The following is a 26576-nucleotide window of genomic DNA, read 5'->3' as shown; positions in this document are numbered from 1 at the left end:
AATTCATACATAAATGTTTCTCTAAATGGTCTTAAAGATTTAAATATATAAAAAAATCCAGAATTGAATATAGTACAAAAATATATTCCACCAGAAAAAAATAAAGATTTTTTATAACTAGAATCTAAAATCTTTTTTAAAAGTGGAAATATCAATAATAGTTGAATATACAATCTTATAAACCAAACAAAAACATTAAAGCTTGGTTTTATTGCAAAAATATTCAAAACCAATTCTTTTATTTCTATTTTTAAATCAAAATAAAAATAACCTATAATTGTAAATGGAATAAAAACAATCCAATAAATTTTATATAAGTTAATTGATTTTATAAAACACTCTTTAAATGTTACTTGTTTATTAGTTATTTTTTCCATTCCATACCCACTTAAAAATAAATAAAGAGCAACACAAATACCTCCAAACTTTGCTATTGTATATTCTAAATTAAATTTTTCTGTTAATTCAATATAAATACTACCATTTTTTAACCATGATGGAAATCCAAAAAGGTGTAATGTTACCATCAATAATATTCCGACTCCTTTTAAAATTTGCACATCTTTTTTTGATAAATTATTTTCCATTTTTTCTCCTAATTTTTATAGTTTATCTCTTTTAAAACAATGCTTGTAAATAATTTTGCTCCTGCAGGATTCAAATGATCAGCATCAAGGAAACAATATAAATTATTACTTATTTTTTCATAGTGAGAATAATCTAGATATTGCACAGAAAAACCAACTTTACTTAAAACATCATCTATATGATCATATATTTTTTCTTTGTATATCTCTTTTGTTACAATTTCATTATAAGCACTCGTAACTGGTGTTGTTATTAATATTGGTTTTATATTATTCTTATTACAAAATTTTAAAATTTTAATTAAATTTTGTTTGTCTATATTTGGATTTTCTGAATATTTTAGATGCCCATTAACCGTTCCTTTTACCAAAGATTTTTTATTATCATTAGAAGCTTCTCTTTTTTTAGATCCAGTATAAATAAGATTAAAAAATCTATTATCTCCTATTAATATTGAAAAATATCTGCTCATAACATAGTCAAAAATAGAGATGTGAAAAATAGATTTATAACTCATCAACCTAGAATATCTATCATTATAAGTTCCTAACTTTTCTCCTTGGTAAAAACTAAAAATTGAAATCGGAATAATTAAAACTGAATTCTTTTCAAATCTAGATTTATTTTCTTCTAAAAATTTATAGTCATAATATAATGGCTGTGCTGGCAATGCAAAGTTAAAGCTATTTTTTTTTAATTTTTCGTCATAGATAAATCCAAAATGTCCATGTGAAGTTCCTATGTTTGCTATTTTTATTTTTTTTGGTATTTCATAAAACTTTTTATACTCTTTCTTGTTATAAGCTTTACTTATAAAAAATAAACTTAAACCTAAAATTGTTATAAATAAGACTATCTTAAATATTGTTTTTTTCATATAAACCATCCTTTTTTTAAAATTGAAAGTATATAAACTCACTATGCCCATATTTCCCTAGTAAAAGTGTTAATAAAGTTGCTGTATAGTATAGTGAATATCTTAAATAATCTGGAAGGTTTAAAATTTTCGATATATTTTTTTGACAATAATGGTAAATTTCTAGTAATAAGATTCCAAAAATTAGTATCAACAAATCAGCTAAAGACATTTTAAAATTAAAACTAAAGCTAAAATTTGTAAAAATTTCAAAAATTTTAGATATTATTTTTTTACTATGCTCAAAAGATTCTGCTCTAAAAAATATCCAAGCAAAGTTTACTAAACAGAATGTTGTTATAATCTCTAAACTATCTTTGAATCCATTTTTTATTCTTAAAAATTTTAATAATTTATCTTTAGAATTTTTCAAGAAAATCTCTAATATTACATAGGCTCCATGAAGAGCTCCCCAAATTATAAAGTTCCAACTCGCTCCATGCCATAAACCACTTATCACAAAAACTATTGCTATATTTCTAAGAACTTTAATTTTAGAAACCTTATTTCCTCCAAGTGGAATATATAAGTACTCTCGAAACCAAGTCCCCAAAGAAATATGCCATTTTCTCCAAAATTGAGAAATATTTTTTGAATAATAAGGTCTATCAAAATTTTTCATAAGCTCTATTCCTAATATTCTTGAAGCTCCTCTTGCTATATCTGAATAAGCTGAAAAATCACAATAAATTTGAATTGAAAAAAAGACACTCGCTATTATTACACTTATTGGTGGTACATTATTCAAATCTCCATAAACATTATTTACTAGTAGTGCTGCTCGATCTGCAATTACTACTTTTTTGAAAAATCCTACAAGCATCAATAATAGACCTGTTTTTAAATTGTTATAATCAAATTTAGTTTCTTTTTGTAACTGTGGTAACAAGTGCTGAGATCTTTCTATTGGACCAGCTACAAGTTGTGGAAAATAAGATACAAAAAGTGCATATCTACCAAAATGCTTTTCTGCTTTTATTTCTCCTCTATAAACATCCATAGTATAACTTAACGCTTGAAATGTATAAAAAGATATTCCAACAGGTAAAATAATTTTTAAAGAGTTTACATTATAATCAATATCAAATAAAGATAACGTACTTTTTAAATTTGAATTAAAAAAATTAAAATATTTAAAGAAAAACAAAACACATAAGTTTATAAGAAAACTCATTAGTACTGATATTTTTTTATATTTTGTTTTTTCTATAAGCAAACCACTGCAATATGTTATTACTGTTGATAAAAACATTAACAATGTATACTTTAGGCTCCAATAAGAATAAAAATAATAACTTCCTAAAAGTAAAAGTATCCATCTATATTTTGGTTTTATTATAAAATATATAAATGTGATAATCGTATAAAATACTAAAAAATTTATTGAATTAAAATTCATCAATCTCTCCTCAAAATTTTTGTGAAAATTATTTTTTCTAAATAGTTGATAAAATGTGAAAATGGTAAAAGAAGAACTATTAACCAAACGAAAATAAACAATGGATATTTTGGATAATAAACTATTTCTTTTAAATAAATCATGTAAAAGAACATATGAATCAACCACAAATTAGTTGAGTGAGTTCCCATATAATCTAAAAATTTACTAACAAACTCTTTTTTATCTAATAAGTTAAAAATAGGAATAAATATTATCCCTATAAAAGCTCCTACAAATAGAGTTTCTACAAAACCATGAAAAATACCTAATGCTAACAAAATTGAATATAAAGCTAAATTTTTATACTTAATTTTATTAGTTTTCTCACTTAAATATGAATATATTTTTTCTTTTTGAAATACTGCTCCCATTATAAATGGCAATCCTGATGTTAGGAGCAGCGATAGTTGTCTTAAAAAATAATCAAAATAAATGTTATTCAAAACAATCAAAACTTTGATTCTTTGAACATATCCTAAAACATAAAGTACAAACGAAACTATCAATACTAATTTAGTGTTTTTATTTTGAATGATTTTGTTTATTTTTCCTGAAAATAATACTAGTAAAATATAGGTTGTAAAAAACCACCATGCTCCATTGTATCCTGGACTAATTCCACTTATAGACAATAATATTTTTTTATAATTTCCTGGATAACCTGTTTTTTGAAACCAATACCCAGCAATAAATACAAATATTATTGTTATAATCCAGTATTTTATGTACAATCTAAATATTCTACTATAGTTTTTTCTAGAATACTCACCACTATTATTTTGATAATTATACATCAAGCCATATCCACTCGAAAAACAGTATATAGCAACACAACAATCACCAAACAAAGCTATATAATATATTAAAGGATATTGTCCTAAATAAATTGTTGGTAAAAATAATCCAACATAATTTTTCGTACAAAACAAATGTAAAAGCAGCATGAAAATAATTGCTATTCCTTTTGTTTCATTTATTTTACTTTTTGATAGCTCCACACTTAATCTCCTTTTTTATCTTTTAGAATTTCTTTTAGATAATCGTTCACTCTAGAACTTTATTCTTAAACATTTCAACATTTTTTTAAAAATCATAGAAATCTTTAATTTCATTTATGCTAGTAGAATTTAAAAATTCTAGTATAATTTTATATCCTTCTTCCATAACATCTTTTTGATAATAAGGATTTATACACACTTTCAACTTTTCTAAAAAATCAAAAGAATTTGATTTTTTAATCGCTTCTATAATTAATTCTTTATTTGCGATAACATCTATTACATTTTGAGCACGAACTCTACCTTTCTGTCTGTCACCTATATTTACAGTAGGAATTTTTAATGATGGAACCTCTATTAATCCAGATGAAGAGTTTCCAATTAAACCAGATGAATATTTTATTAAACTTAAATACTCTTCTGAACGAGCTGATGTTAAAAATTTAAAATTATTTTTTATAGTGTACTCTTTAAACATTTTAAAAATAATATCAGATGATGTATCTGAATTAGAGCCTATAAAAATAAATTCATACTCATTTTTATAGGTATCTATAGCACCTATAAGAGCTTCAATTTGATTTTCTACACTTGCACCTGTTATTGTTTCAGGATGAAATAATACTACGTAATATTTTTTTTCTATTTTTCCAAATCTATTTTCTAACTCTTTTTTTGATAATAATTTTATTTTTAAACTATTTTCAGCTCCTAAAGCTCCTATATTAAAAACAGAATTTGGATTTTCACCCATTTGGATAACTCTTTTTTTATATTCATCAGTAGACACTAAATGTAATTTACTCATTTTTGTAATAGCATGTCTTATAAATTCATCATAATTACCTAAAGTTTTTTCTCCACCATGTAAATGAATTATTGGAATATTATGCATTGCTGCTGCTATTGCAACTGATAATATTTCATATCTATCTCCTAAAATCATAACTGCATCGAATTTATTGTATTCAAAATATTTTCCAAATTCACTTTGACAAATAGACATAGAATCTAATATATTAGAATTATTACTATTATCTATTTTTATATCTATTAATTTATCTATTTTAAAACCATCTTCTTCTATTACTTTGTATGTATTACCATATTTTTCATCAACTTGCATTCCTGTCGCAATAAGAGTTAACTCTATATCATTAGAGTCATCTATTTTTTTTAATAATCTTTTCATAATACCATATTCAGCTCTCGAACCAGTTACATAAGCTAGTCTTTTCATTTTAAATCTCCTTTTCAATAATTTCCTTTAGCTTTTTATATCCATTTTCATTAAAATGTAATCCATCATATGTATAATCTATTTTCAAGCTACCTAATTTGTCTTCAAAATCAGATCCTAGTTTAATAAAGTTTATACTTTTATCTAAATTAGATTCTAAATACTTATTTAACTCTATTATTACACTGTTAGCTCTATCCATTCTTGATAAAACTTTTGGAACTTCAATTAATGATATTTGCACAGCTTTATTCATCCTCTTTAAAATTTGAATAATGTCATTAATCCATTTCAAAGTATAATCTTTATTCCAATTATCAATTACGATATCGTTTGTTCCTGCAAAAAGTATCACTTTTTTCCCTATGTTCTTTATTAAATTATTTTTTAATATAAAATCTAAATACTCTTTTGTGCTTATTCCTGCTATACCTAAATTATTAACTTCCATTTTTTTTAACTCTTCAATATTCCAGTAATCAAATATTGAATGTCCTATTAAAGTTATATCTTCAACTTTATTAAAGAGTTCTTTGGTGCTAGAATAAGTTTGTAGACATAAAATAATAAATCCTGTAAAATAAACCTTAAAGGAAGTGATTTTATGTCTAAACGAAAAACTTATGATGAAGAGTTTAAAAAACTCTTGTTAATTTAATTTTAAACGGTCAGTCTCTTAAAGAAGTATCTCGTGAATATGGTGTGTCTTCATCCAATCTTATTCTTTGGAGAAAAAAATATAGCAATATCAATACCCAAAGTGATGAAATTGTCACTCTTGATGACTTTAAAAAGCTTCAAAAAGAACTTGCTTTAGCCAAAGAAGAGTGTGCCATTTTAAAAAAGGCTTTGACACATATCTGTCAACTTAACAAAATTCCATAACTTCTTCATAAGAAATATAATTCTTTTTTTTAGATTTTATACAATCTCTCTTCACTATCTCCAATAAGTTTTTTATTACTTTTTTCATGTTATATTTGAATTTTGCAAAATTTGATAAATAACGGAAAATTTTACGAAAAATTCCTTTTTGGCTATATCTCTTTTCTTCTTTTTCAAGTTCGTTATGTAATTTAGAAGATATTTCATTATTTATTAAAATTTGAATTATTTTACCCCAAAAATGACACTCCATTCTCTCTTTTTTAACTTTTCTAGAACTTTCATCAATTTCCATAATTGATTTCCAATTCTTAAATTCCAATTCAATCTGCCATCTTAAACGGCAAATATTATAAATATTTTCTTTTGAAATTTTATTTTCATCAACATTAGTAATCATAAATCCATATTTTATTAACTCTTCTTTAGATTTCTCTATATAAGTTCTATTATCTTGTATTTTTTTACTTAATTTTTTATATCTTTTTTCTTCTTCGTTATCGCTAAGTCTTGTTACTATTAATCGACACTTAATTTTATCGTTTGTTCCACCTAAAAAAACTTCTTTAAACTCTTTTATTTCTCCACTTTTTAATTCTTTACACTCGAAATCTATATCGATTTTTTTATATTGTGATGGTATTAATAACTTTCCAGTAATTAAACTATATTCAGGAGTTTCATTTTTCGAAAATATAGTATTAGAGCTAAATAATTTTAACTTTGAAATAAAATAAGCTTTTTTTTCTATTAAAGTTTTAAAAAATTTAGTAGAATAATAACCTAAGTCATTTAAAATCAAATCATTTTCTTCTACAATTTCTTTTAGAGTATCTAAAAAATATGAATCATGAGTTGTTGATTTAGTTGTATCTATTTTTTTTAATATTTCTGTTTTTATATCTTTAATCAAATGAATTTTAATTCCCGCATGATTTGAATCTTGGTTTCCTGTTACAGGATAATCTTTTTTTAAAGAAGGATGTAACTTTATAGTTGTTGAATCTGTTAAATAAATATGATTAAATAATTTTTTTAAATTTTTTGATTCTAGATTATTTTCAAAATTTAAACTTAATAATATTTTTGCTATAGTTTTTAAAAAATCTACATATTTAGAGTCAAATCTTTTATTAAGCCCTTCTTTTGAAATTTTTATATTATGATCTTCATAAAGTGTTTGGCTTATTTCATTTAGTAAGTCATTACCTAAATTATTTGATTGGAAAACTGCCATTTTTAATAAAATTTCTGGAGTGAACTTTCTTTCTCTTTTACACAAACCAACTTCATTAGCAATATCTCTTAAAAATCCTTTTTCAACTAATTTATTCCAATAAGTAGATTTGATCATAATGGTTCACTCCTTTATTTTAAGAGTACCATTTTTTTATAAATTACTCTACTTTTTTCTTAAGTTGACAGATATGGGCTTTGACAATATTCGCGAAAAGCTAGATGATACTAAGATAACTGACCTTATCAAACAATTAAAACCTAAATATAGCCAAGAAAAAATGTGTAAAATTTTTAAAATTAGTAGAGCTACTTACTACTTTAATCTCAACAAAACTACTACTAAAACTCAAGAGAGATATGATTTATTATCTTCTTAAATCAAAAGAATTTATGAGGAAAATTCTAAAATTTATTGGGCTCCTAAAATACATGTAATACTTAATCGTAAGGGTTATCCTGCGAGCATAAAGCTAGTTCAAAGAATTATGAGAGCATTAGGTCTTTCATCTATTACTAGAAAAAAGTATAAGCCCCAGACAATTAAATCAAAAGTTGAAGCACCTGCGAGTGATCTTTTAAAACAGGATTTTTCAACTACCTCAACAAATCAGAAAATAGTAGGAGATATCACATATATTTACACAAAAGATTTTGGTTGGACATATTTAGCTTCGTTTATGGATTCTATACAAACGAAATCAAAGGTTGGGATTACTCCAAAACAATGACAACAGATATCGTTTTAAAAGCTCTTTCTAAACTTGATTTAAATAATAATCTTATAGGCTGCATTATCCATACAGACCAAGGATCGCAGTATACGAGTAAAGATTACATCTCTAAAGTTAAAGGTTTGTGTGCAACCCTGTCTTACTCAAGAAAGGGGAATCCTTACGATAATGCTCCTATAGAATCTTTTCATTCAGTTTTAAAGAAAGAGTTAATTTACCAAAGTAAGCCAAAGACTTTTGAAGAAACTAAAAAGTCTTTATTTAATAGGTAGAAGGCTGGTACAATCACCACAGAATTCAGAAAAAACTAGGTTATTTGTCCCCAGCTGACTATGAAAAACAATCTGCATGATTTATAAAATTATGTTTAAAAACTTGACTTAATACCACATCTCTTTAGAAACACTCATATATTTTTCTGTAAATGCTAAATCCTCTCCCATACAACTTTTTAAAGGAAACTCTATTTTGTATTGAGTTATCAAACTTTTTTTTAACAACTTAGACCATACACTTGAAACATAATTAGGTTTTTTGAATATAGATTCATAATTACTATTATTAACACTATCTATTCTCAATATTCCACACTGAATAACATCAAATTTATCATTATTTTTCATTAATTCATACATCTCTCTATACATATTTTGGTTAATATAGTCATCACTATCTACAAATCCTATATATTCACCTTTTGCAACCTTTATTCCATCATTTCTTGCTGCTGAACAGCCTTCATTTTTTTTATGAATTACTCTGATTCTATTATCTTTTTTAGCATACTCATCAAGTATATCTCCACAATTATCAGATGAACCATCATTTATCAATATCAGCTCAAAGTCTGTGAAAATTTGTGCTAATATAGAATCAATACATTTTGTTAAATACTTTTCTACATTGTAAACTGATACTATTATGCTTATTTTAGGCTTCATCTTTTTTCCTTTCTACACTATTAAATTTTGAACTTCTTCTAAAACCTCTTTTATATTAAACAACTCTTTTCTACTCTTCGACATTTCAGAATAATATTTTCTACAGTTTTCATCTAAAATTAACTTTTCCAAAGAAAGTTCTAAAGATTTTACATCTTCAACTTCTGCTAAAATGCCATATTTTCCATTATCTAATATTTCAATTGGTCCTGTACACTTTGTTGCTATTACTGGTTTTTTTAAAACTATAGCTTCTGCTAAAACTAAAGGAAATCCTTCGTATCTAGATGATGAAACAAAAATATCAGCTGATTTTATATACGGATATGGATTTTTTTGAAATCCTACCATTTCAACATAATTTTGAAGATTATTTTCTAAAATATAAGTTTTATAAAATTTTTCATATGGTCCAGTTCCAACAATATAAAGTTTAAAGTTTAAATTTTTATCTCGTAGATTTTTAATAGCTTTTAAAAGTAAATCATATCCTTTTTCATCACTTAATCTTCCTACTGTTACTAAGTTAACTCTATCTTTATTCATCTCTATTTTATCTAATGATTTGTTTAATATCTCTTCTGAATCTATTGGATTGTAAATAACTTTAGTTTTATTTTCATACTCTGGATAAAGTTCTAACAGTGAATTTCTCGAGTGGTTTGAAACACAAATTATTTCATCAAATTTAGAATATATTATCCTTTCTTCTTCAATGCTCATAAGCCTACGTTTTATTAAATCTGTATGTACCCAGGCTATTTTTTTTGAAGATAAATTTTTACTATTAGCAACTATCTCTGTTGATCTGCCCTCTAAAAAAGCAATTTCATAGTCATACTTTTTCTTATTTAAATTATAAATAAAACTTTTATCTTTAGAATAAATTTTTTCTTTACCTCTTGCTAAAATAGAATTTTTTACTCTTGCTAAAATGTTATTACTAAACAACTCTTTAAAATTATAATCTATCTTTATATTTTTAGGAACTTCTTCTAAATAAACACCAGACTTCGTTATTAAAAATAAATCAATTTCATATTTAAAATTCAATTTTTCTAATAATTTTATAAGTACTTTTTCAGCTCCTCCACCGCCTAAATTGTTAATAGTTATTCTTACTTTTTTCACTACTTCACCACATCCTTTATGTTAGAGTATTCTTTTTTTAAAGTTCCTTTTTCTAGTTCATAAATTTTATTACATCTTTTTAATGAGCTTAATCTATGAGCAATCATTATTAATGTTTTACCATTTGAAAGGTTATACATTTCATTCATAATTTCCTCTTCAGTGTTATCGTCTAAAGCAGAGGTTGCTTCGTCAAGCACAAGGATTTCTGGATTTTTATATAGTGCTCTTGCAATACCAATTCTTTGTTTTTGACCTCCAGACAGCATAACTCCAGCATCTCCAACTTTTGTTGCTACTCCTTCTTTTTCTTTTAAAAAATTCCAGATTTGAGCAGACTTTAATACTTCTACAACTCTACTTTCATTATACTCATCACCAAAAGCCACATTTTCACCAACAGTTCCATCAAACAAATAGATCTCTTGTGGAATATATCCTATTTTCTCTCTCCAAGATTTTAAATTTTCGTTGTTTAATTGAACGCCATCTATAGTAGTTTCTCCAGACAAAGGTTTGTATAAGCCCATTAAAATATCAACTAAAGTTGTTTTTCCCGAACCTGATTCTCCTATAAACGCAACACTATCACCTTTATTAATTACGAATGAAACATCATTTAATATCAAATTATTCTCTTTATACTGAAATTTTAAATTTTGTACGCTTATTTTATCGTTAAAATTAATTTTTTCATTTCCTAAATTTTCAACTTTATAGCTTAACTCTTCTTCTATTCTTGCTGGAACAGAAGCTGTAAAAGCAAAACTTTGGAAAATACCAACTATTCTAATAATAGACGGTAGCATTCTATATAGTGATAAAAAGAATAGTGAAACTATAGGTAAAATTTCACTTAAACCCGATTCACCATATTTCATTACAGAAAATAATACTATACTTACAATCATAAAAAACCCACTAAATTCAAGCATTGATTTTGGTAATGGAGTTAAAATCGCTTGTTTTATAAGTATTTCATCATTTTTTCCTAAAGCATCATCATAATTTTGTTGTATACTATCATGATTACCTTGAAGCTTTACAAACTTATAATTTGAAAATACAGAACTTACTATTTTATAAAAAGTTCTACTACGTTTTTCTCTAATTTTTCCAAGCTTTTTAGATGCTGCTATAACAACATACTTTATTATAACTATATTTAATCCTAAAAATAGTGTCATTGACAATGTTAGCTTAAAATTTACATACAGCATTGTTATATATAACAATAGCATTATAAAAGCTTCACTTACTAAATTTGCTATATTTTGAAATATTCCTACAAGCATTCCACACTCTTGTGTAACTACTCTTATAAATTCACTACGGTTTTTATTTACATAGTTAATATACTCAAAATCTAAATATGTTTTAAACAATCGATTTGAATATTTTCTATTTAAACTTCTAGCCATATTAGTTGAATAATGATTAAAAGCTAGTGATACAATATTTTTAAATAAAAACACTCCTATAATACCTACTCCAAAATAAAGTATAAAGTTTTTATAGCTACTCGCTGCTATATTTTCATAAGCATATTTTAAATACTTATTTTTACCTATACTACTAGGATCACTTACAACTCCCATAAATGGAAACAACATTGTTATTCCAAATACTTCAGTTATTGATACTACCAAAGAAAATATAATAGAAATACCTATTACCTTTTTGTCACTCTTATCAAAAATTTCGTTTAGTTTTCTTAACATTTTATCCTCTCTTTATTTTAGAAAATTCTTTTTATTATTTGTTTTTTATAAATATTATTATTTATCTCTAATACATTGTCACCACCAGATATTTCTCCTATATATTTATTTTTAACAGGAACTTTTTCTAAAGTTTTTGATAAAAACCATTCATATTCAATATCAATATGACCTATATCTAATGCTCTATATCCTTCTAAACACAAATCATAAGCCAATACTGTTGCTGTTGGTCCTAAAGCTATCAATACTATTCTTTGATTGCAATCTTTAACAGTATTTAAAATTTGAGAATAATATGAGAATGCATTTTTAGATGGACAAATAATTCTTTGAATACTTTTTGAATTTTCAAAAAGATTATTTCCAATTCCTAATCTACTTTCTGCTCCTTCAACTATCAAAATATGTTGGTCATCCCATATCTTTTTCATTTTTTTGTACCTATTTTCAACTAGTTCTTTTTTTCTTGTATCAATATATAATCTAGTTACTTGGGTATCAAAATATGTTTTATTTTTATCTATAAATATAGCAATAGGTAAGGCTTTGAAGTTATCTCCACCTTTTCCCCTGCTCCACACCGTGCATGCGACTTTCACCGCACACGGCGTTCCATCATAATTTTAGATTTTATTTATACTTAGAAAGTGTTTTTAATATTCTTGCATAATTTTCATTGTCTTTATAGTAATCCTCTCTATTCCTGTTTTTCAGTAAGGTTTTGAATCATGAATCTAGTAATATTAAATTATTGAGTTCATCACTTCCACCATGCTCTTTTGGAACTATCCTATGAACATAGAAGTTGTTATTTTCCTTAATATATTCGCCTGTTACTTCACAATTTTCTTTCTAAATTCGTCATCGTATTTATGTTTTGACATATCTAACACCTACCTTAGTTAATATCTTAATATTATGATACTTGTTAAAGTAAAATGTGTCTACTAAGAGATTATAATATCAGAGTTTATATTTATCATCCTTTTTATCAGAAGGTTTCCCTATTCTGTTCATTAAGGATTCCTAACTATATAGCCAATTTTACTAAAATCTATACTTACCATCCTTCCCATGCGATAATAATTTTGGATTCCTAGTATTACCGAATTAAATTTATAGACTTGCTGGGCAGTTCGTCTCTTTTGAAGCTCTTTTACCTCTTGTTTAATTAAGGTTAAAATAGCTTTCTTTGCTTTGTCAGATACATATGACTGTAATTTGCTATCGCATGTTCTGCACTACGTCTTGGTCGGAATCCAAAGGAATTTTTGTGGAATCTATTTTCAACTATTGGTTCTAATATCTGTTTAAAGCATAGTTGTACTAGTCTATCATAGATATTAGGTATTCCTAGCGTTCTAAACTCTCCATCTCCTTTTGGAATCTCTACTCTTTTTACCATTCCTGGCTTGTATCTACCCTTTAAATCATATTTAATTCGTTTTACTATTTCATCTTTAATTTTTAATATATCGTTTATGGTTTCGCCATTCACTCCAGGAGTTTTACTTCCTTTATTACTTTTCAGCGTGTGAATCGCCTTATAAATATTTGATTCATCAATTATGCAGTCTATTAAACTCATAGATTGTATGTCTCCCTCTTCCTAAGAATTAGGAAACTTTATTTTCTCGGTTTACGACCATTCATCTATTAATTCTAAATTAAAACAATTTTAAAATTATTGACTCAGGGCTATCCGTCCACCATTTATTATTATGGTTTCATCCGTACTGTGCCCCTACTCTCACAAGACCAGAGAAATTTCGTTAAGTTCTTAACTTATATTCACCAACCCTCTAACTAGGTTTTTTGTTGTGTCTTGTTTTCCACGTTCCATATTTTCTATCATTAAATCTACTTAGGTAGTTTCTATAGCCCTGTAAGCTGGATACTGCCTTTAACAGTATAGCGAGTTTCATAGCTGAAATTTTTACTAATCGCCACTTACACCACAATTTTGTGGTTATAACATTTCTGTTGTATCTTATTTTAGAGCCGTACATTCAAAACTTTGTCAGCACATGCGTGCATTCTTACCTTATAGGTTTGACTCCCGACCTATCATTATCTCGACCACCTCTGGTTCACATTTCCTCAGCTTAACCTGTTAGGGATAACTCTCAGCCAACTTTACCGAGCTTTATACGGTTAAGTTTAGTTAGAACCTAATCGCATATCGGAGTATCAGAGGAAGCATTTCAGGGCGTTACTCCTTCATTCTACTTCTCGAAAATATAGTTCTCTATTATTTCGCTCTTACCTAAGCTACTTTTAACATGTCATAACTTTTCATTATGAAACGTGTCGCACTTCAGCTTATGTAAATTTATATTTAAATATTTTTCCCAATATTTTTTTGCTTTATCTGTATAAATACTTTTGTCTTCAAATACATTTGGTATACATACAATATGACTATTCAGATCACTTATAATTATACCTTTTAATCTTTTTTCTAAAGTTTATAGCAATAGGTAAGACTTTGAAGTTATCTCTATCTTTTCCCCTGCTCCACACCGTACGTGAGACTTTCACCTCATACGGCGCTCCATCATAATTTCAAATTAAAAAATTTTTAAAATTATTGACTCAGGGCTATCCGTCCACCACTTATTATTATGGTTTCATTCGTACTGTACCCCTACTCTCACAAGACTAAAGAAATTTCGTCCTACTTCAACTTATATTCACCAATCCTCTAACTAGATCTTTGTTGTGTCTTGCTTTCCACGTTCCATATTTTCTATCGTTAAATCTACTTAGGTCGTTACTATAAGCCTGTAAGCTAGATACCGCCTGTAACAGTATAGCGAGTTTCATAACAACAATTCTTACTAATCGCCACTTACACCACAATTTTGCGGTTATAACATTTCTATTATATAAAATTTTAGACCCTTACATTCGCAACTTTGTCAGCATTTTCATGCATTCTAACCATATATATTGACTCCCGATCTATCATTATCTCGACCACCTCTGGTTCGCATTTCCTCAGCCTACCTGTTAGGGATAACTCTCAACCGTCTTCACCGAGCTTTATACGGTCCAATTTAGTTAGAATCAGATCGCATATCGGAGTATCAGAGGAAGCATTTCAGGGCGTTACTCCTTCATTCTACTTCTCGAAAATATAGTTCTCTGTTAATTCACCTTATATTAGGCTACTTTTAACATGTCGTAACTTTTCATTACGAAACGTGTCACACCATCATATTTTTGAAATTTCAAATTTCGTCCATTCATAAGACTAAATTCTCCATCTCCAAATCTACTCATTGATATTTTTTCTGATAGTAATTTTGATATTGTTTTATCAGTGTTTTCTACTTTAACTTTAAATATTTTTGAGAATATTTTTTTATTGTAATTTATTAATATTTGCTCTTTAAAATTTAAAACTAAATAATATAATTTCAATAAATGTTTTTTCATTTTTTCTTCTCCAAAATTTTAATGGTATTTATATATAAATAGGGGTTTATTCTCAATAGTATCAGTAGTAATTTTATATTTCTATTTATTTCTTTTATCTTTAAAAAATCAAAAAAATAGTCATTTAAAATCTTATTCACTTCATTGAATTTAATTTTTTTTTTATTGTAACTACTATTTTTTATAATATTATTTAGAACAGGCAATCCAGAATCTATAATTCTTAGGAGTACCATATCTTTATACTTTGGGTATTTTTGTTTATAAAACTTAAACATTTCATCATAAATATAAATGTGATCAATTGAAATTTCTTCTAAAGCATTAGCCATTGTGCTTCCTTCTCTTTTTAAATAATTATATACGGGTTTACCTAAATAAACTAAGCTATTGCATCTATATACAATCTTATAAGTAAAATCTGTATCCTCATATTTTATACCTTCTTTAAACCGAAACCCTTTCATAATTTGTTTTTTAAAAAGTTTAGTCCACACAACTTCATCAAAAACCTTGCCTCTTATAAGCTCTTTCATAGCTTCATCTCTTGTATATTTTTTTAACTCATTGCTATCTCTTATAATAATTTTTTCTGGATAAATAATTTTACTGCTTATACAACTTATTTCACAATTATTAGCAACACATAAATTATATAATATCTCATACATATCAGTTTCTATCCAGTCATCACTGTCTACAAAGCCTATGTATTCACCTTCTGCTATATCTAGTCCAGCATTTCTTGCAGAAGATTGTCCACCATTTTTCTTATGAATTACTTTAATTCTTTTGTCTTTTTTAGCATACTCGTCACATATATCTCCACAACTATCAGGTGAACCATCATCTACAAGTATTAACTCAAAGTCTTTAAATGTTTGTGCTAATATTGAATCAATACACTTTCTTAAATAAGGTTCTACCTTATAAACTGGTACTATTATACTAATTTTTATCATACGATTTATTCTCCCTGTGTACTATTTTCAAATCATTATTTATTAACAATTTAATTTTATTATAAATTTCTAAATGGTTTGGTTTACAAATCAAACCATTATATCCAGCACAAATCTGTTCTTTTGCTCCTGTAAAGTTAGTTGTTAAAATCAATTTTTCCAAAGCTTTAGCTTCAGCTAAAGCAATACAATATCCTTCATGCCTAGAGGTTTGAATATATATATCCGCCATTTTTATATACGGATATGGATTGCTCTTAGATCCTAAAAAAGTTACGTAATTTTCTAAATTTAAATCTTGTACTAATTTTTCATAATATCTTCTATCTAATCCATCTCCTACAAAATACCAATGAACTTTTATTCCATCGTCAATTAATTTTTTTAAAGCTTTTATACCTAAGTCTTGACCTTTTTCAAGCCCTAACCTACCTAAAGTAACTATTTTTAATGACTCATTGTTTGTTTCACTCTCTTTTATTTTTTCATAAGACATTTTTTTTATTAAATTATTATTGATTATATTTTTTAAAATTTTAACTTTATTTTTATCTATCTGTATTTTTTGAATTAACTTTTGTCTTGCTTCTTCTGAAACTGCAAAAACTCTATTAAATCCAGCATAAATATTTTTATAAAGTTTTTCATTCATATTTACTTTTGATGAATCAAAATGCATCCAGCCTATTTTTTTCTTAGCATTTACTCTTGTTAAAATAAAGTAATCTATAATTTCTGTTGGTCCTGCATAAGCTATCGCAACATCATAATTTTCTATTCTGAAAGGAATATCTTTTATTAATTCTTTATAATAAAATAATCTGTTGTTACATTTTTTTGATAAATAATAGGAAATTACATATCTAATTGATTTTAAGTATTTTTTTTTAACGAAGTACTCTTTCAATATATCGTATGGTGAGTTCATTAATACTGGTTTGATTTCATTATACCATGTTGCTTCTTCTACTTTTATATGATTTGGCAAAAATTCTAAAAATCCACCTTTTTTTTCTAAAAGAAGAAGAGTTATATCATATTTATCTGCTGGTAAAAATTCTAAAAATGATAAAAATGATTTTTCAACTCCACCAATATTCATTGTACTCAACATAAATAATATTTTTTTTTTTTTCATTTTAACTCACCATTTTTATCAATTTTTTTATTCCATCAGATATAGCATCTGAAGAATAATCTACTATTGAACTTTTTTCATTATATCTCAGTTGTTCTAAAGCTCCAGTAAATTTTGTTGCTACAATAAATTTATTGAATACTAAAGCTTCAGCTAACGTTATACAATAACCTTCATATCTAGACGGTTGAATATATATATCACACTCTTTCATATATGGATAGGGATTCTTTTTAGTTCCTAAAAATATTACTTTATCTTCAATCATTAAGCTTTGAGCTAACTCTAGACAGCTATTTTTAAAAGCACCATCTCCAACTAAGTATAATCTTGCTTCAACTCCACTATCCACTAGTTTTTTTAAAGCTGCTATCGCTAAATCTTGACCTTTTTCTTTTGAAATTCTTCCAACTGTTAATAGCCTAAGTCCAGTATAGTTGTCTTGAAAGCCTTTTTCATTGCTTAACTTTAATATTTCATCTTTTAAAATATCATTATAAACTACTTTTGTTTTTTCTTTAAACTCTGGAAAAATAGAATCAAATTTAATTTTAGCGTCATTTGAAACTATTCTAATTTCATGAAAGTCTTTATAAATACTTTTAACCAAATTTTTATCTAAACCTATAGTGGTTACATCAAAATGTATCCAACCTATTTTTTTATCTGCTTTTACTTTTTTCAAAATATAATAATCTATAAGCGCCATAGGACCTGCATAAGCAATTGCTGAATCATATTTTTCAGAATAATTTGAATAGTTTGAAAATAAACTCTTTAACAACAACTCTCTACTACCAGTAATTTTTAAAATTAAAAACAACATAAAATAATAAGCAGCTTTAAAAAACTGCTTATTTTTAATAAAATCTAAAATTACTTTTTTAGGTGGATTATTAAATATATATTTAATTTTATCATAACCTTTAATATAATCAATTTCTATCCAATCTGGTATTGAATCTAAAAAACCACCATATTTTTCTAACATTAAAACTCTAACAGAATATTCCTTTGGCGACATAGTTTTTAATTTGTTTAAAAGAGCTTTTTCAACTCCTCCAACATTCATATTTATAACCATGAATAAAACTTTCTTCTTCATTTTACTCCTCTATTAGCTTTATAAATTTTTCTAATTCTTCTAAATTTCCTTTTTTTTCATTTTTTAGATATTCTAGAATTGATTTTTTTAAAGCTGGATTATTAACTAATTCTAGTACTCCTTCCGCTATACTTTTAGCATCCATTTTAGTAACTATTCCATTTTTCCTTTGAATCATTTGATTATAAACTGCATCAAACTCTGTTGTAACAACAGGAATATTTAACATTCTAGCTTCAGCTATTGCTAATCCAAATCCTTCAAATTTTGAAGTTTGAACGTATATGTCTGCATTTTTTATATAACCATAAGGATTTGAAGTTACTCCTAAAAGAATAAAAACTTCTTCTAATCCATATTCAATTATTTTTTTCTCAATATCATTTTTTAACGGACCCTTACCTAAAACATACCACTTAAAATCTAAACCCGACTCTTTTAAGATTTTAGCTGCTAATAAAGCTATATCATAACCTTTTTGATTTGCAAGTCTTCCTACTGTGAGTAATTTTAAACTGTTTTTATTTTCATAACCTTCACCTATTTCTGCCATTTCTTTTATAGTTTTAGGATTGTTAATATCATAAATTGTAGTTATTTTATTCTTAAATTCAGGAAAAACATTTTTAAAAATTTCTTCTGCAGAATCTGAAACAGTTACTATTTTATCAAATTTCTGATATTTAGATTTTTGATATTTTTGTTCTTCTCCAGAAAGATCATAACTTACATTAACCCAAGCAAATTTTTTTTTAGCTTTTACTTTGTCCGCTACATAAAATGTTGGAACTCCTTGTGCATATGCTATTGCTATATCATATTTTTCTTTTGAAATTTTTATACTATTTTTACTCAATTCCCAAAACAAACGTGCTTTTTCTCTGTTTCCATAATTTTTTTCTTTTAATTTTAAAGAAAATCTCAATCTTGAATAAAGATAATTCAACTTTATATTTTTTAAAGTTTCAAAAATAAATTTTTCCAAAGGTAAACTATTATATTTGATATACTCAAAAGGTGATAATAAATTAACTTCTTTAGGTAATAGTTTTTCCAGTTCTCCACCATAACCTATAAGTTGTAAATCTACACTATATTTTGAATAATCTATCAAAGATAAGAGTGTTAACAAACTCTTTTCTGCTCCTGCACAATGTAGAGAATCAATAACAAAGAATAATTTTTTCATTTTATCACCGTCAAACATAACAATTTAGGGTTAACTAAAAATAAAAATAAAATAGTTATGTGCTTTAAACTATTTTTATTATAATAAAACAACTTTTTTATATTGTTTATATTTTTTTTTATAAACAAAAGATACTCTAATTTTTTGTCTCTTTTTTCATCTATAGATAATATATAAAAAATATTATCTACTATCCAATACAAATATCTTTTATAAACCTCTTTAACTAAATCTTGGGGCTCATTTTTGGTTAACTCTAAAATTTCTTTCCAATGAATAAACGCATCTAATCTATTTTTATTATATTTTTTTGTTAAAATACTATTTTCTCTATGAAAATAAACATAACCAATATAATCTATATAAACAATATTTTTAGCTTCTAAAAAATACTTATATACAGTACCCATATCTTCATGTATCATTCCTTTTGGAAACTTATATTTTTTGATAATATCTGCTCTGTATATTTTTCCTGATAAAGAAAATCTATATAAATTACCTTGAAACATTTTGATTAAAGATTCAACTCTATTAAAAAATTGTTTTGTATAATTTAAGTCCTCTTTTTTAGGAATCTCTCTTACCATTTTACAAACAACAATATCACTTTTTAGTTCTTCTATAGATTCTATTAAAATTTTACAATAGTTTTTCATTATATAATCATCACTATCAATAAAAACTACATATTTTCCTTTGCTCTTTTGAACTCCTAGATTTCTTGTGTTACTAACACCATCATTAATTTTATGAAATACCATAATTCTTGAATCTATTTTTGTGTATCTATCACATATTTCTCCACTAGAATCAGTAGAACCATCATTAACTAAAATAACTTCAAAATTCTTAAATGTTTGAGCTAATATGCTATCTAAGCATTGCTCTAAATATTTTTCTACATTATATACTGGAACTATTATACTAATTTCTGGTATCATTTTATTTTATCCAACTTTTCTCTAAGAACTGTTGAAGAAGTTCCTGCAGTATAAGCAAAATAAACTACTTCTACTCCTACTTTATTAAATTTATTTTCAATTTCTAAAAACAAATCATTACCTTTCCAGTCATCACCAACAAACATAATATGAAACCCATACTGTTCATATGCCGCATATTTATCTCTATTTTCTTGTGGAACCACCTTATCAACATATTTTATTGCCTCTAAGATTGCTTTTCTTTCTTCATAATTTACTATTGTATTTTTATTTTTATACTTTTCTACTAATTCATCTGTACTTACTCCAACTATTAAATAATCACATTTTTCTTTTGCTTTTTTTAATATATTTAAATGTCCTATATGAAACATATCAAATACTCCAGTTGTATAGCCTATTTTTTTTTTCATTTTTTATTCTCCTGCACATATAGTTTTTATTAAATCCGCTACTCTTTCAGAAGCTTTTCCATCCTCATAGCTTCCTAAACCTTCTAAAAACTTCTCTAAATTATTTTCATAAAAATTTATTTCAAAATCTAAAATATAATTATTTAATTCTTCATTAGTTAAAACTGATTTAAAAGGTAATTTTTCTATATCAAAATATAATTTTCTATCACTTGATATATACTGATTCAAATCAGGAGTATATAAAACGCATGGCTTTTTCGTTATAGAATAATCAAACATCAATGATGAGTAGTCAGATATTAAAAAATCTGTGACACCTAAAAGTTCTTGAATATCATCATATTTTGTTACATCTAATATATTTTGACCTTTTATATTTGAAGATAAATTAATTAAATGGGGATGTAATCTTAATAAAACTTTCCAATTACCACCAAACTTTATTTTTAAACTCTCTAATAAATTATTGTAATTCAAGTTGTATATATCTAAATTATTTTCTTTTCTAAATGTTGGAGCATAAAGAACTATTTTTTCATTATCATCTATTCCTAAACTGTTTTTTATATTTTTTCTTTCAACTTCTGTAATACTAAATAAAAAATCATTTCTAGGAGTTCCACTCTCTAAAATAACACCATCATACCAAAAAGATTCTTTAAATATTTCTGTACTTTTTCTACAACCTGAAACTAAATAATCTATTTTTTTTGAATCCTGAATTGCTTGAAAAATATAATCTTTTGGTAGAGATGTTTCAGCATCTTTCTCTATCTGCTTTAATCTAAGTGAACTGTGCCAAGTTTGTATATATTTCTGTTTTTTTCTTTTTTGAAAATCTCTTGTCGTTCTAAAATTTGTTATTATGACCTTTGATGTTGCCAAATTATAAAAATATTTTAAACTCATATTTTTTACAATTTTTATACCTTCAATATTATATTTCAAAGGTGAATTTAGAGCCCATATAATCTCGATATCTTTATTACTAGTTTTCAAATATTGACTTATGTACTTTGGATTACAACCATAATTAGCACCATAACTAGAGTAAAATATACATCTGTTTTTTTTTATAGGAAATAACTTCATCATCTCTATAACTAAATTTTTTAATTTTTCTTTTAACATTATAAATCAATCCTTTTTAAATAGGGGTCTTTTTTCAATATTCCAATTTTTTTTAAAATTTTATTCAAAATTAAAGGTAACATATTTAATTTAGGATATACTTTAAAAATTATTAATTGAGCTTTAAGCCAATTATCATTTAAACTAAAATAAATTTCTTTATAACTATGTAAAATTTCATTTTCAATATTTTTCATATAAATTGAAACTTTTTCTTTATCTAGTTTTTTTAGAATATTATAATGTAAAATTGATGTTTTAAAAATCAATTTTAACAACTCATTTTTTAATTCTGGATAATTTTTTTGAATAAAAACATATCTTTCATTTAAACCTTTTATTATATCTAAATTTCTAATACTATAAGTTCCAACTATACTATCCTCTCTTTGAGTATAATGCCATAAAGGTTTATGTAATATAGTGTATTTTTTTACATTTCTCATTACTTCATGAGCCCAAAATACATCTTCAAACAACACTCCTTTTTTAAAAGGTACATTTTTTATTAAATTTGTTTTGTATAATTTTCCCCAAGCAAAATTTTTTATTCTTTCATTTATAACTAACTCTTTCATTAGTTCACTATTTTTTAGATTTATATTTTTATCAGCTTCTTTATAATATCTATTATCATATATCAAATATTTTTCATAACTATAATAAAATCCACATTGAACAACATCATTTTTATTTTCTAGCGCTACTTTTAACAATGTTTCTATACACTCGTCTAAAATCCAGTCATCACTATCTAAAAACAGAGTATATTCCCCTGTAATATATTTCATCCCATAATTTCTAGCATCTGATAATCCACCATTTGTTTTATGATAAACTTTTATTCTATTATCTTTTTTAGAATAATTATCACATATATCTCCACATTTATCAGATGATCCATCATCAACAAGTATAATTTCTAAATTTTTGTACTTTTGACTTAAAATAGATTCAATACATCTAACTAGATATTTTTCTACATTATAAACAGGAATTATGACACTAACTTTTATTTTGTTTTTTTTAGAATCGTTCATATAGCTTTTCTAACTCCTCTTTATTTTCAAAATTTTTCTCGCTGCAATTTATTTTATACTTTTCTAAAAGTTCTTTATTTTTATAAAATCTCTCTATTCCAGATGCTATTCCATTTATTGACAACTCTACTATTTCACCATCCACACCATGAATAATTTGACTTGCTGCTGTTGGATAGTTTGTTATTAAAACTGGTTTGTTTAAAATTTGAGCTTCTAATACTGTAACAGCTTTGCCTTCATAACGAGATGGTTGAACATAAAGATCACATTGAGCAATATATGGATATGGATTTGTCTTTTTTCCTAAAAATATAAATTCATTTTCCAAAGAATATTTTTTACAAAGTTCTTTTAACATCTTTTCATCACCACCATAACCTACAACATACCACTTTATATTTTTATAACCTTTTGATTTTAAAATTTGAAGTGCTGATATAGCATTGTCAATTCCTTTTGCATATGAAAATCTTGCGACTGAAACAATATTAAAACAATCTTTTGAAAAAACTTCGGCTGTTTTTTCTTTACTAAGATTTTTTACAAACTTTGGTGAAGTTATATTTTGAACAACAATACATCTATCTTTTAACGTTGGATACATTTTTAAAAATGTATTTAAAGCTTCTGATGATATCGCAATGATTGTATCATACTTACTCCATATTTTTAAATCTTCAACTCTATCAACCCTTATAGTTGAATAATCTGTATGAATCCATGCTATTTTTTTTCTTGCTTTTACTTTTTCAGCTATAAAATTATGAGGCCATAAATAGCTGATTGCGACATCATATTCTTTTTCTAATTGAGGTAAGTTTTTAATTGCTCTTTTCCAAATATATTGATACTCACTTAAATTTTCAACTTTGCTGTTTTTAAAGCAGAATAATTTACTCTCTAATTTTCCTAGTAGTCTCGCAATTCCAATTTTAAAATAACGATTTTTAAATACATTTTTAATACCACAACGGAATGTTTTATACTCTCCTATTTCTGGAATTAAATTAATGTCATTTGAAAGAAGAGTCATTAACTCTCCAGTTTGACTATGTAAAAACAAATCAACATTGTTATTTTTTAAATCAAAGTTATTTAGCATACTCACTAAACTTCTTTCAACTCCACCAATCTCCATATCATAAGAAGCTATAAATATTGATTTCATTTTTCACCTCTATAAATTTCATCTAAACTACTTATAACTTTCGTAAAATCATAACCTTTTTTTATAAAAGCCTCTGAAATATTTTCTAAATTTACTATTTTTTTATTTTTAATTCGTGATTCTATTTTTTCACTCCAAAACTGAGCTCCCGAATCTAAATTATATCTTTCTAATAAACCTATATTTAAATCAGCTTCGTCTTGAACAGCAGTAGAAGCAATACAATTTAAACCACTGCTTTGTGCTTCTAAAAGTACTAATCCAAAACCTTCATAAAAAGATGGTAATACAAATACGTCCATCATACTAAAATACTTTTCTGGATTTTTTACCATTCCTGTTATTAAAATATCATTTTCGAGAGAATGCTTTTTTATTTCTAACTCTAATTCTTTTCTAGAATCTCCATCACCTACAAACAAACCACGAACTTTTAATCCTCTAGCTTTCATTTTTGCTATTATATCTATTAAAAAAATATGGTTTTTAGCTGACATTATTCTTCCAACATGTCCAATTACTATTTCATCAGCTTTAAAATGAAATAATTCTCTTTCTTTTTTTGAATTAAAATACTGCGCAAACTTTTTATAATCAATATAGTTTGGAATAAATTTATATTTTTTATCACTCTCAATTTCTTTATAAAATAAAAATTGAGCAGCTTTATTACTACATGCACAATAGTTTGTAGAAAAAATTCGAATCATTTTTTTCATTAAAAAAATGTAGCATTTTTTTACAAAAGACCTTTTTTCTTCAAAAACAGTATGAGCATGGCTTATTCGTATTTTTGTTCCTGCTAACCACGCTGCAAAAACTCCTATGCCACAGTTAAAAAGTGTATGTGTATGAATAACATGATAGTTATTTTCTTTTATAACTCTTTTTAACTCTAATATAGAATTGAAAGCCCCTAATCTTTTAGAAAAATTAAGATGAATTATTTTTCCACCTAATTTTTCTATTTCTTTGTCATAGAACCCTTCTCTTCCATAATAAGATATAAAATGAAATTGGTATTTTTCTCTATCTATATTTCTATATAAATTCATAAGCATCGTTTCAGTTCCACCAACATCCATTCCACCTACTATATGCAAAACCTTCTTCATAAAACTTCTCCTTCTTTAATAAATTCCTAAAATTGCACTTCTATAAATTATATTCATTGTTATTACTTCATCATAATAATAAAATAAAAAGTAAAATATAATACACATCGCATAAACGAATTTTGCTTTATTTTGGCTTATACAATTTTTTAATATATAAGCTATTAGTATATAGTTAGAAATAGAAATATATAGTCCAACTCTTGCAAAAACCCAATTTTCTAAAGCTAATATCATAAATACAAAGTTTAACGTGGATAAATTAATAAATATATAGCTATATTTCCAATTTTGTGCTAATTTTTCTCGGTAAATATATGCGAGTATAACTGGTACGCTATCAATCGCTGCTCTTAATATATTCGCTCCACCTTCATTAAAGCTGTCAATATAATGACCATACTCTCCTGAAACTTCTTTAACAGCTCCTGCAAAGCTAGAAAAAGTTAAAGTTAAAAAAACTGTGCCTAAAATTAACGTCAATATTTTTTTACTAAATGGTTTTTCTCTTGCTAAAAAATAAACTGGCAGCATAAATACAACTGACTTATGAAACAATGTTAATCCTAATACAAGCAGTATATATTCTAGCATTTTTTTTTCTTTTATAAACTTTACTCCAAAATAAAAAAAAACTCCTGCAACCATTGTTTGTCTCATTCCGTTCATAGTCACTAAATAATAACCTGATGTTATATAAAGATAAGTTGTTAATTCAAAATATGTAGCTTCTCTTCTGAGAGAAAGCATTATAAATAAATTAGTTATAACCGCAACTACAAATACCAATATTTGAGAATCACTTGAAATGAGTGTTAGAAATTTCATTAATTTTATAAAGCCCGCTTCGTAACCCATTGTATCTCCTGTTAATACTAAAAGGTTATAACTGTGTTTATAAAAATATGTATCTCCAATGTTACTTCTTAGTCCACAAACAAGAATAAAAATAGCTGTTACAAACATAAACAATATTGTATTTAACTTTACAAGTTGTGATTCTTTTTTTTCTCCAGAAACTCTTGCTAAATACGATAAAATATAAGTCACAGCTATTGTAAAATAAAATATCCCCAAAACAAGCTCC

27 protein-coding genes and 3 pseudogenes are annotated in these 26576 nt (G+C 25.6%); 4 read left to right on the top strand and 26 right to left on the bottom strand.

The genetic code is table 11. The features are described from left to right. The 6 genes from ACRCZX_RS06110 to ACRCZX_RS06085 all read right to left on the bottom strand — a co-directional run. Positions 1-587 (bottom strand): acyltransferase family protein (locus tag ACRCZX_RS06110; RefSeq protein WP_438582045.1); only part of this gene is annotated, 587 nt, incomplete at its 3' end. Between the two features lie 8 nt (positions 588-595). Then, positions 596-1465: a D-alanyl-lipoteichoic acid biosynthesis protein DltD gene (locus ACRCZX_RS06105; protein WP_438582044.1), complete on the bottom strand. Its 870-nt coding sequence runs from the start codon at positions 1463-1465 to the stop codon at positions 596-598. A 16-nt stretch (positions 1466-1481) separates the two neighbouring features. Next, positions 1482-2903: an MBOAT family O-acyltransferase gene (locus ACRCZX_RS06100; RefSeq protein ID WP_438582043.1), complete on the bottom strand. Its 1422-nt coding sequence runs from the start codon at positions 2901-2903 to the stop codon at positions 1482-1484. Beyond that, positions 2903-3943 (bottom strand): acyltransferase family protein, encoded by a 1041-nt coding sequence (locus ACRCZX_RS06095; protein WP_438582042.1) that lies wholly within the window; start codon positions 3941-3943, stop codon positions 2903-2905. Before ACRCZX_RS06095 ends, ACRCZX_RS06100 begins: the two co-directional genes overlap by 1 nt. Before the next feature lie 85 nt (positions 3944-4028). Next, positions 4029-5183 (bottom strand): UDP-N-acetylglucosamine 2-epimerase, encoded by a 1155-nt coding sequence (gene neuC, locus ACRCZX_RS06090; RefSeq protein ID WP_438582041.1) that lies wholly within the window; start codon positions 5181-5183, stop codon positions 4029-4031. 1 nt (position 5184) lies between these two features. Continuing rightward, positions 5185-5634: a GDSL-type esterase/lipase family protein gene (locus ACRCZX_RS06085; RefSeq protein ID WP_438582040.1), complete on the bottom strand. Its 450-nt coding sequence runs from the start codon at positions 5632-5634 to the stop codon at positions 5185-5187. 206 nt (positions 5635-5840) lie between these two features. On the opposite strand from ACRCZX_RS06085, the gene ACRCZX_RS06080 reads away from it, so the two are divergent. Beyond that, positions 5841-6068 carry a transposase gene (locus tag ACRCZX_RS06080; RefSeq protein WP_438582047.1) on the top strand — a complete coding sequence of 76 codons (228 nt, stop codon included), beginning with the start codon at positions 5841-5843 and terminating at the stop codon, positions 6066-6068. Here the strand turns inward: ACRCZX_RS06080 and ACRCZX_RS06075 are convergent. Continuing rightward, positions 6052-7422, bottom strand: a complete 1371-nt coding sequence (locus ACRCZX_RS06075; RefSeq protein WP_438582039.1) for an IS4 family transposase — start codon at positions 7420-7422, stop codon at positions 6052-6054. The two genes, ACRCZX_RS06080 and ACRCZX_RS06075, sit on opposite strands and share 17 nt — an antisense overlap. A gap of 262 nt (positions 7423-7684) precedes the next feature. On the opposite strand from ACRCZX_RS06075, the gene ACRCZX_RS06070 reads away from it, so the two are divergent. The 3 genes and pseudogenes from ACRCZX_RS06070 to ACRCZX_RS06060 form a co-directional block, all read left to right on the top strand. Beyond that, complete coding sequence (locus ACRCZX_RS06070; RefSeq protein WP_438582046.1) at positions 7685-8035, top strand: IS3 family transposase; 351 nt, start codon at positions 7685-7687, stop codon at positions 8033-8035. Then, positions 8032-8310, top strand: a complete 279-nt coding sequence (locus tag ACRCZX_RS06065; protein WP_438582038.1) for a transposase — start codon at positions 8032-8034, stop codon at positions 8308-8310. The genes ACRCZX_RS06070 and ACRCZX_RS06065 overlap by 4 nt, the downstream gene beginning before the upstream one ends. An 11-nt stretch (positions 8311-8321) precedes the next feature. Further along, positions 8322-8390: pseudogene (locus tag ACRCZX_RS06060) on the top strand (IS3 family transposase); the annotation flags it as partial. Positions 8391-8418: 28 nt separating this feature from the next. On the opposite strand, the gene ACRCZX_RS06055 reads toward ACRCZX_RS06060, so the two are convergent. From ACRCZX_RS06055 to ACRCZX_RS05965, 19 genes and pseudogenes are all read right to left on the bottom strand, one after another. Next, complete coding sequence (locus ACRCZX_RS06055) at positions 8419-8979, bottom strand: glycosyltransferase (RefSeq protein WP_438582037.1); 561 nt, start codon at positions 8977-8979, stop codon at positions 8419-8421. A 12-nt stretch (positions 8980-8991) separates the two neighbouring features. Beyond that, positions 8992-10110, bottom strand: a complete 1119-nt coding sequence (locus ACRCZX_RS06050) for a glycosyltransferase (protein ID WP_438582036.1) — start codon at positions 10108-10110, stop codon at positions 8992-8994. After that, complete coding sequence (locus ACRCZX_RS06045; protein ID WP_438582035.1) at positions 10110-11831, bottom strand: ABC transporter ATP-binding protein; 1722 nt, start codon at positions 11829-11831, stop codon at positions 10110-10112. Before ACRCZX_RS06045 ends, ACRCZX_RS06050 begins: the two co-directional genes overlap by 1 nt. A gap of 17 nt (positions 11832-11848) precedes the next feature. Continuing rightward, a complete protein-coding gene (locus ACRCZX_RS06040; RefSeq protein ID WP_438582034.1) occupies positions 11849-12415 on the bottom strand; it encodes a GT-D fold domain-containing glycosyltransferase in 567 nt (188 codons plus the stop codon). Between the two features lie 145 nt (positions 12416-12560). Further along, positions 12561-12665, bottom strand: a pseudogene (locus ACRCZX_RS06035) (hypothetical protein); the annotation flags it as partial. A gap of 346 nt (positions 12666-13011) precedes the next feature. Continuing rightward, on the bottom strand, positions 13012-13422 hold the full coding sequence (locus tag ACRCZX_RS06030) for a reverse transcriptase domain-containing protein (protein ID WP_438582033.1): 411 nt from the start codon (positions 13420-13422) through the stop codon (positions 13012-13014). Positions 13423-14119: 697 nt separating this feature from the next. Further along, positions 14120-14287 (bottom strand): annotated as a pseudogene (locus ACRCZX_RS06025) (GT-D fold domain-containing glycosyltransferase); the annotation flags it as partial. A 712-nt stretch (positions 14288-14999) separates the two neighbouring features. Further along, on the bottom strand, positions 15000-15275 hold the full coding sequence (locus ACRCZX_RS06020) for a hypothetical protein (RefSeq protein ID WP_438582032.1): 276 nt from the start codon (positions 15273-15275) through the stop codon (positions 15000-15002). Beyond that, complete coding sequence (locus tag ACRCZX_RS06015; protein WP_438582031.1) at positions 15272-16237, bottom strand: glycosyltransferase family 2 protein; 966 nt, start codon at positions 16235-16237, stop codon at positions 15272-15274. Before ACRCZX_RS06015 ends, ACRCZX_RS06020 begins: the two co-directional genes overlap by 4 nt. Further along, entirely contained in the window at positions 16224-17375 is a 1152-nt protein-coding gene (locus tag ACRCZX_RS06010; protein ID WP_438582030.1) for a glycosyltransferase, read from the bottom strand. Before ACRCZX_RS06010 ends, ACRCZX_RS06015 begins: the two co-directional genes overlap by 14 nt. Position 17376: 1 nt before the next feature. Beyond that, positions 17377-18480: a glycosyltransferase gene (locus tag ACRCZX_RS06005; RefSeq protein ID WP_438582029.1), complete on the bottom strand. Its 1104-nt coding sequence runs from the start codon at positions 18478-18480 to the stop codon at positions 17377-17379. 1 nt (position 18481) lies between these two features. Beyond that, positions 18482-19669 carry a glycosyltransferase gene (locus tag ACRCZX_RS06000; RefSeq protein ID WP_438582028.1) on the bottom strand — a complete coding sequence of 396 codons (1188 nt, stop codon included), beginning with the start codon at positions 19667-19669 and terminating at the stop codon, positions 18482-18484. After that, a complete protein-coding gene (locus ACRCZX_RS05995) occupies positions 19666-20613 on the bottom strand; it encodes a glycosyltransferase family 2 protein (RefSeq protein ID WP_438582027.1) in 948 nt (315 codons plus the stop codon). Before ACRCZX_RS05995 ends, ACRCZX_RS06000 begins: the two co-directional genes overlap by 4 nt. Next, a complete protein-coding gene (locus ACRCZX_RS05990) occupies positions 20610-21029 on the bottom strand; it encodes an adenylyltransferase/cytidyltransferase family protein (protein ID WP_438582026.1) in 420 nt (139 codons plus the stop codon). Before ACRCZX_RS05990 ends, ACRCZX_RS05995 begins: the two co-directional genes overlap by 4 nt. Positions 21030-21032: 3 nt before the next feature. Further along, positions 21033-22163 carry a CDP-glycerol glycerophosphotransferase family protein gene (locus tag ACRCZX_RS05985; RefSeq protein WP_438582025.1) on the bottom strand — a complete coding sequence of 377 codons (1131 nt, stop codon included), beginning with the start codon at positions 22161-22163 and terminating at the stop codon, positions 21033-21035. Further along, entirely contained in the window at positions 22163-23203 is a 1041-nt protein-coding gene (locus tag ACRCZX_RS05980) for a glycosyltransferase family 2 protein (RefSeq protein WP_438582024.1), read from the bottom strand. The genes ACRCZX_RS05985 and ACRCZX_RS05980 overlap by 1 nt, the downstream gene beginning before the upstream one ends. Continuing rightward, positions 23190-24374: a glycosyltransferase gene (locus ACRCZX_RS05975; RefSeq protein WP_438582023.1), complete on the bottom strand. Its 1185-nt coding sequence runs from the start codon at positions 24372-24374 to the stop codon at positions 23190-23192. Before ACRCZX_RS05975 ends, ACRCZX_RS05980 begins: the two co-directional genes overlap by 14 nt. Further along, entirely contained in the window at positions 24371-25489 is a 1119-nt protein-coding gene (locus ACRCZX_RS05970; RefSeq protein ID WP_438582022.1) for a glycosyltransferase, read from the bottom strand. The genes ACRCZX_RS05975 and ACRCZX_RS05970 overlap by 4 nt, the downstream gene beginning before the upstream one ends. Positions 25490-25504: 15 nt before the next feature. Then, entirely contained in the window at positions 25505-26566 is a 1062-nt protein-coding gene (locus tag ACRCZX_RS05965; protein WP_438582021.1) for an EpsG family protein, read from the bottom strand. Positions 26567-26576: the final 10 nt, after the last annotated feature.

The organism is Cetobacterium sp. (assembly GCF_051658645.1).
In the GTDB taxonomy this organism is placed as follows: Bacteria; Fusobacteriota; Fusobacteriia; order Fusobacteriales; family Fusobacteriaceae; genus Cetobacterium_A.
Note: the sequence above shows the minus strand (reverse complement) of the source record. Positions and strands in the feature narration are given on the sequence as shown.

Bases quoted from the DNA above. Each gene is read 5' to 3' on its own strand.
- ACRCZX_RS06105 (WP_438582044.1), bottom strand. From the start codon at position 1,465: ATGAAAAAAACAATATTTAAGATAGTCTTATTTATAACAATTTTAGGT.
- ACRCZX_RS06100 (WP_438582043.1), bottom strand. From the start codon at position 2,903: ATGAATTTTAATTCAATAAATTTTTTAGTATTTTATACGATTATCACA.
- neuC (WP_438582041.1), bottom strand. From the start codon at position 5,183: ATGAAAAGACTAGCTTATGTAACTGGTTCGAGAGCTGAATATGGTATT.
- ACRCZX_RS06085 (WP_438582040.1), bottom strand. From the start codon at position 5,634: ATGGAAGTTAATAATTTAGGTATAGCAGGAATAAGCACAAAAGAGTAT.
- ACRCZX_RS06075 (WP_438582039.1), bottom strand. From the start codon at position 7,422: ATGATCAAATCTACTTATTGGAATAAATTAGTTGAAAAAGGATTTTTA.
- ACRCZX_RS06065 (WP_438582038.1), top strand. From the start codon at position 8,032: ATGACAACAGATATCGTTTTAAAAGCTCTTTCTAAACTTGATTTAAAT.
- ACRCZX_RS06055 (WP_438582037.1), bottom strand. From the start codon at position 8,979: ATGAAGCCTAAAATAAGCATAATAGTATCAGTTTACAATGTAGAAAAG.
- ACRCZX_RS06045 (WP_438582035.1), bottom strand. From the start codon at position 11,831: ATGTTAAGAAAACTAAACGAAATTTTTGATAAGAGTGACAAAAAGGTA.
- ACRCZX_RS06030 (WP_438582033.1), bottom strand. From the start codon at position 13,422: ATGAGTTTAATAGACTGCATAATTGATGAATCAAATATTTATAAGGCG.
- ACRCZX_RS06020 (WP_438582032.1), bottom strand. From the start codon at position 15,275: ATGAAAAAACATTTATTGAAATTATATTATTTAGTTTTAAATTTTAAA.
- ACRCZX_RS06015 (WP_438582031.1), bottom strand. From the start codon at position 16,237: ATGATAAAAATTAGTATAATAGTACCAGTTTATAAGGTAGAACCTTAT.
- ACRCZX_RS06010 (WP_438582030.1), bottom strand. From the start codon at position 17,375: ATGAAAAAAAAAAAAATATTATTTATGTTGAGTACAATGAATATTGGT.
- ACRCZX_RS06005 (WP_438582029.1), bottom strand. From the start codon at position 18,480: ATGAAGAAGAAAGTTTTATTCATGGTTATAAATATGAATGTTGGAGGA.
- ACRCZX_RS06000 (WP_438582028.1), bottom strand. From the start codon at position 19,669: ATGAAAAAATTATTCTTTGTTATTGATTCTCTACATTGTGCAGGAGCA.
- ACRCZX_RS05995 (WP_438582027.1), bottom strand. From the start codon at position 20,613: ATGATACCAGAAATTAGTATAATAGTTCCAGTATATAATGTAGAAAAA.
- ACRCZX_RS05990 (WP_438582026.1), bottom strand. From the start codon at position 21,029: ATGAAAAAAAAAATAGGCTATACAACTGGAGTATTTGATATGTTTCAT.
- ACRCZX_RS05985 (WP_438582025.1), bottom strand. From the start codon at position 22,163: ATGTTAAAAGAAAAATTAAAAAATTTAGTTATAGAGATGATGAAGTTA.
- ACRCZX_RS05980 (WP_438582024.1), bottom strand. From the start codon at position 23,203: ATGAACGATTCTAAAAAAAACAAAATAAAAGTTAGTGTCATAATTCCT.
- ACRCZX_RS05975 (WP_438582023.1), bottom strand. From the start codon at position 24,374: ATGAAATCAATATTTATAGCTTCTTATGATATGGAGATTGGTGGAGTT.
- ACRCZX_RS05970 (WP_438582022.1), bottom strand. From the start codon at position 25,489: ATGAAGAAGGTTTTGCATATAGTAGGTGGAATGGATGTTGGTGGAACT.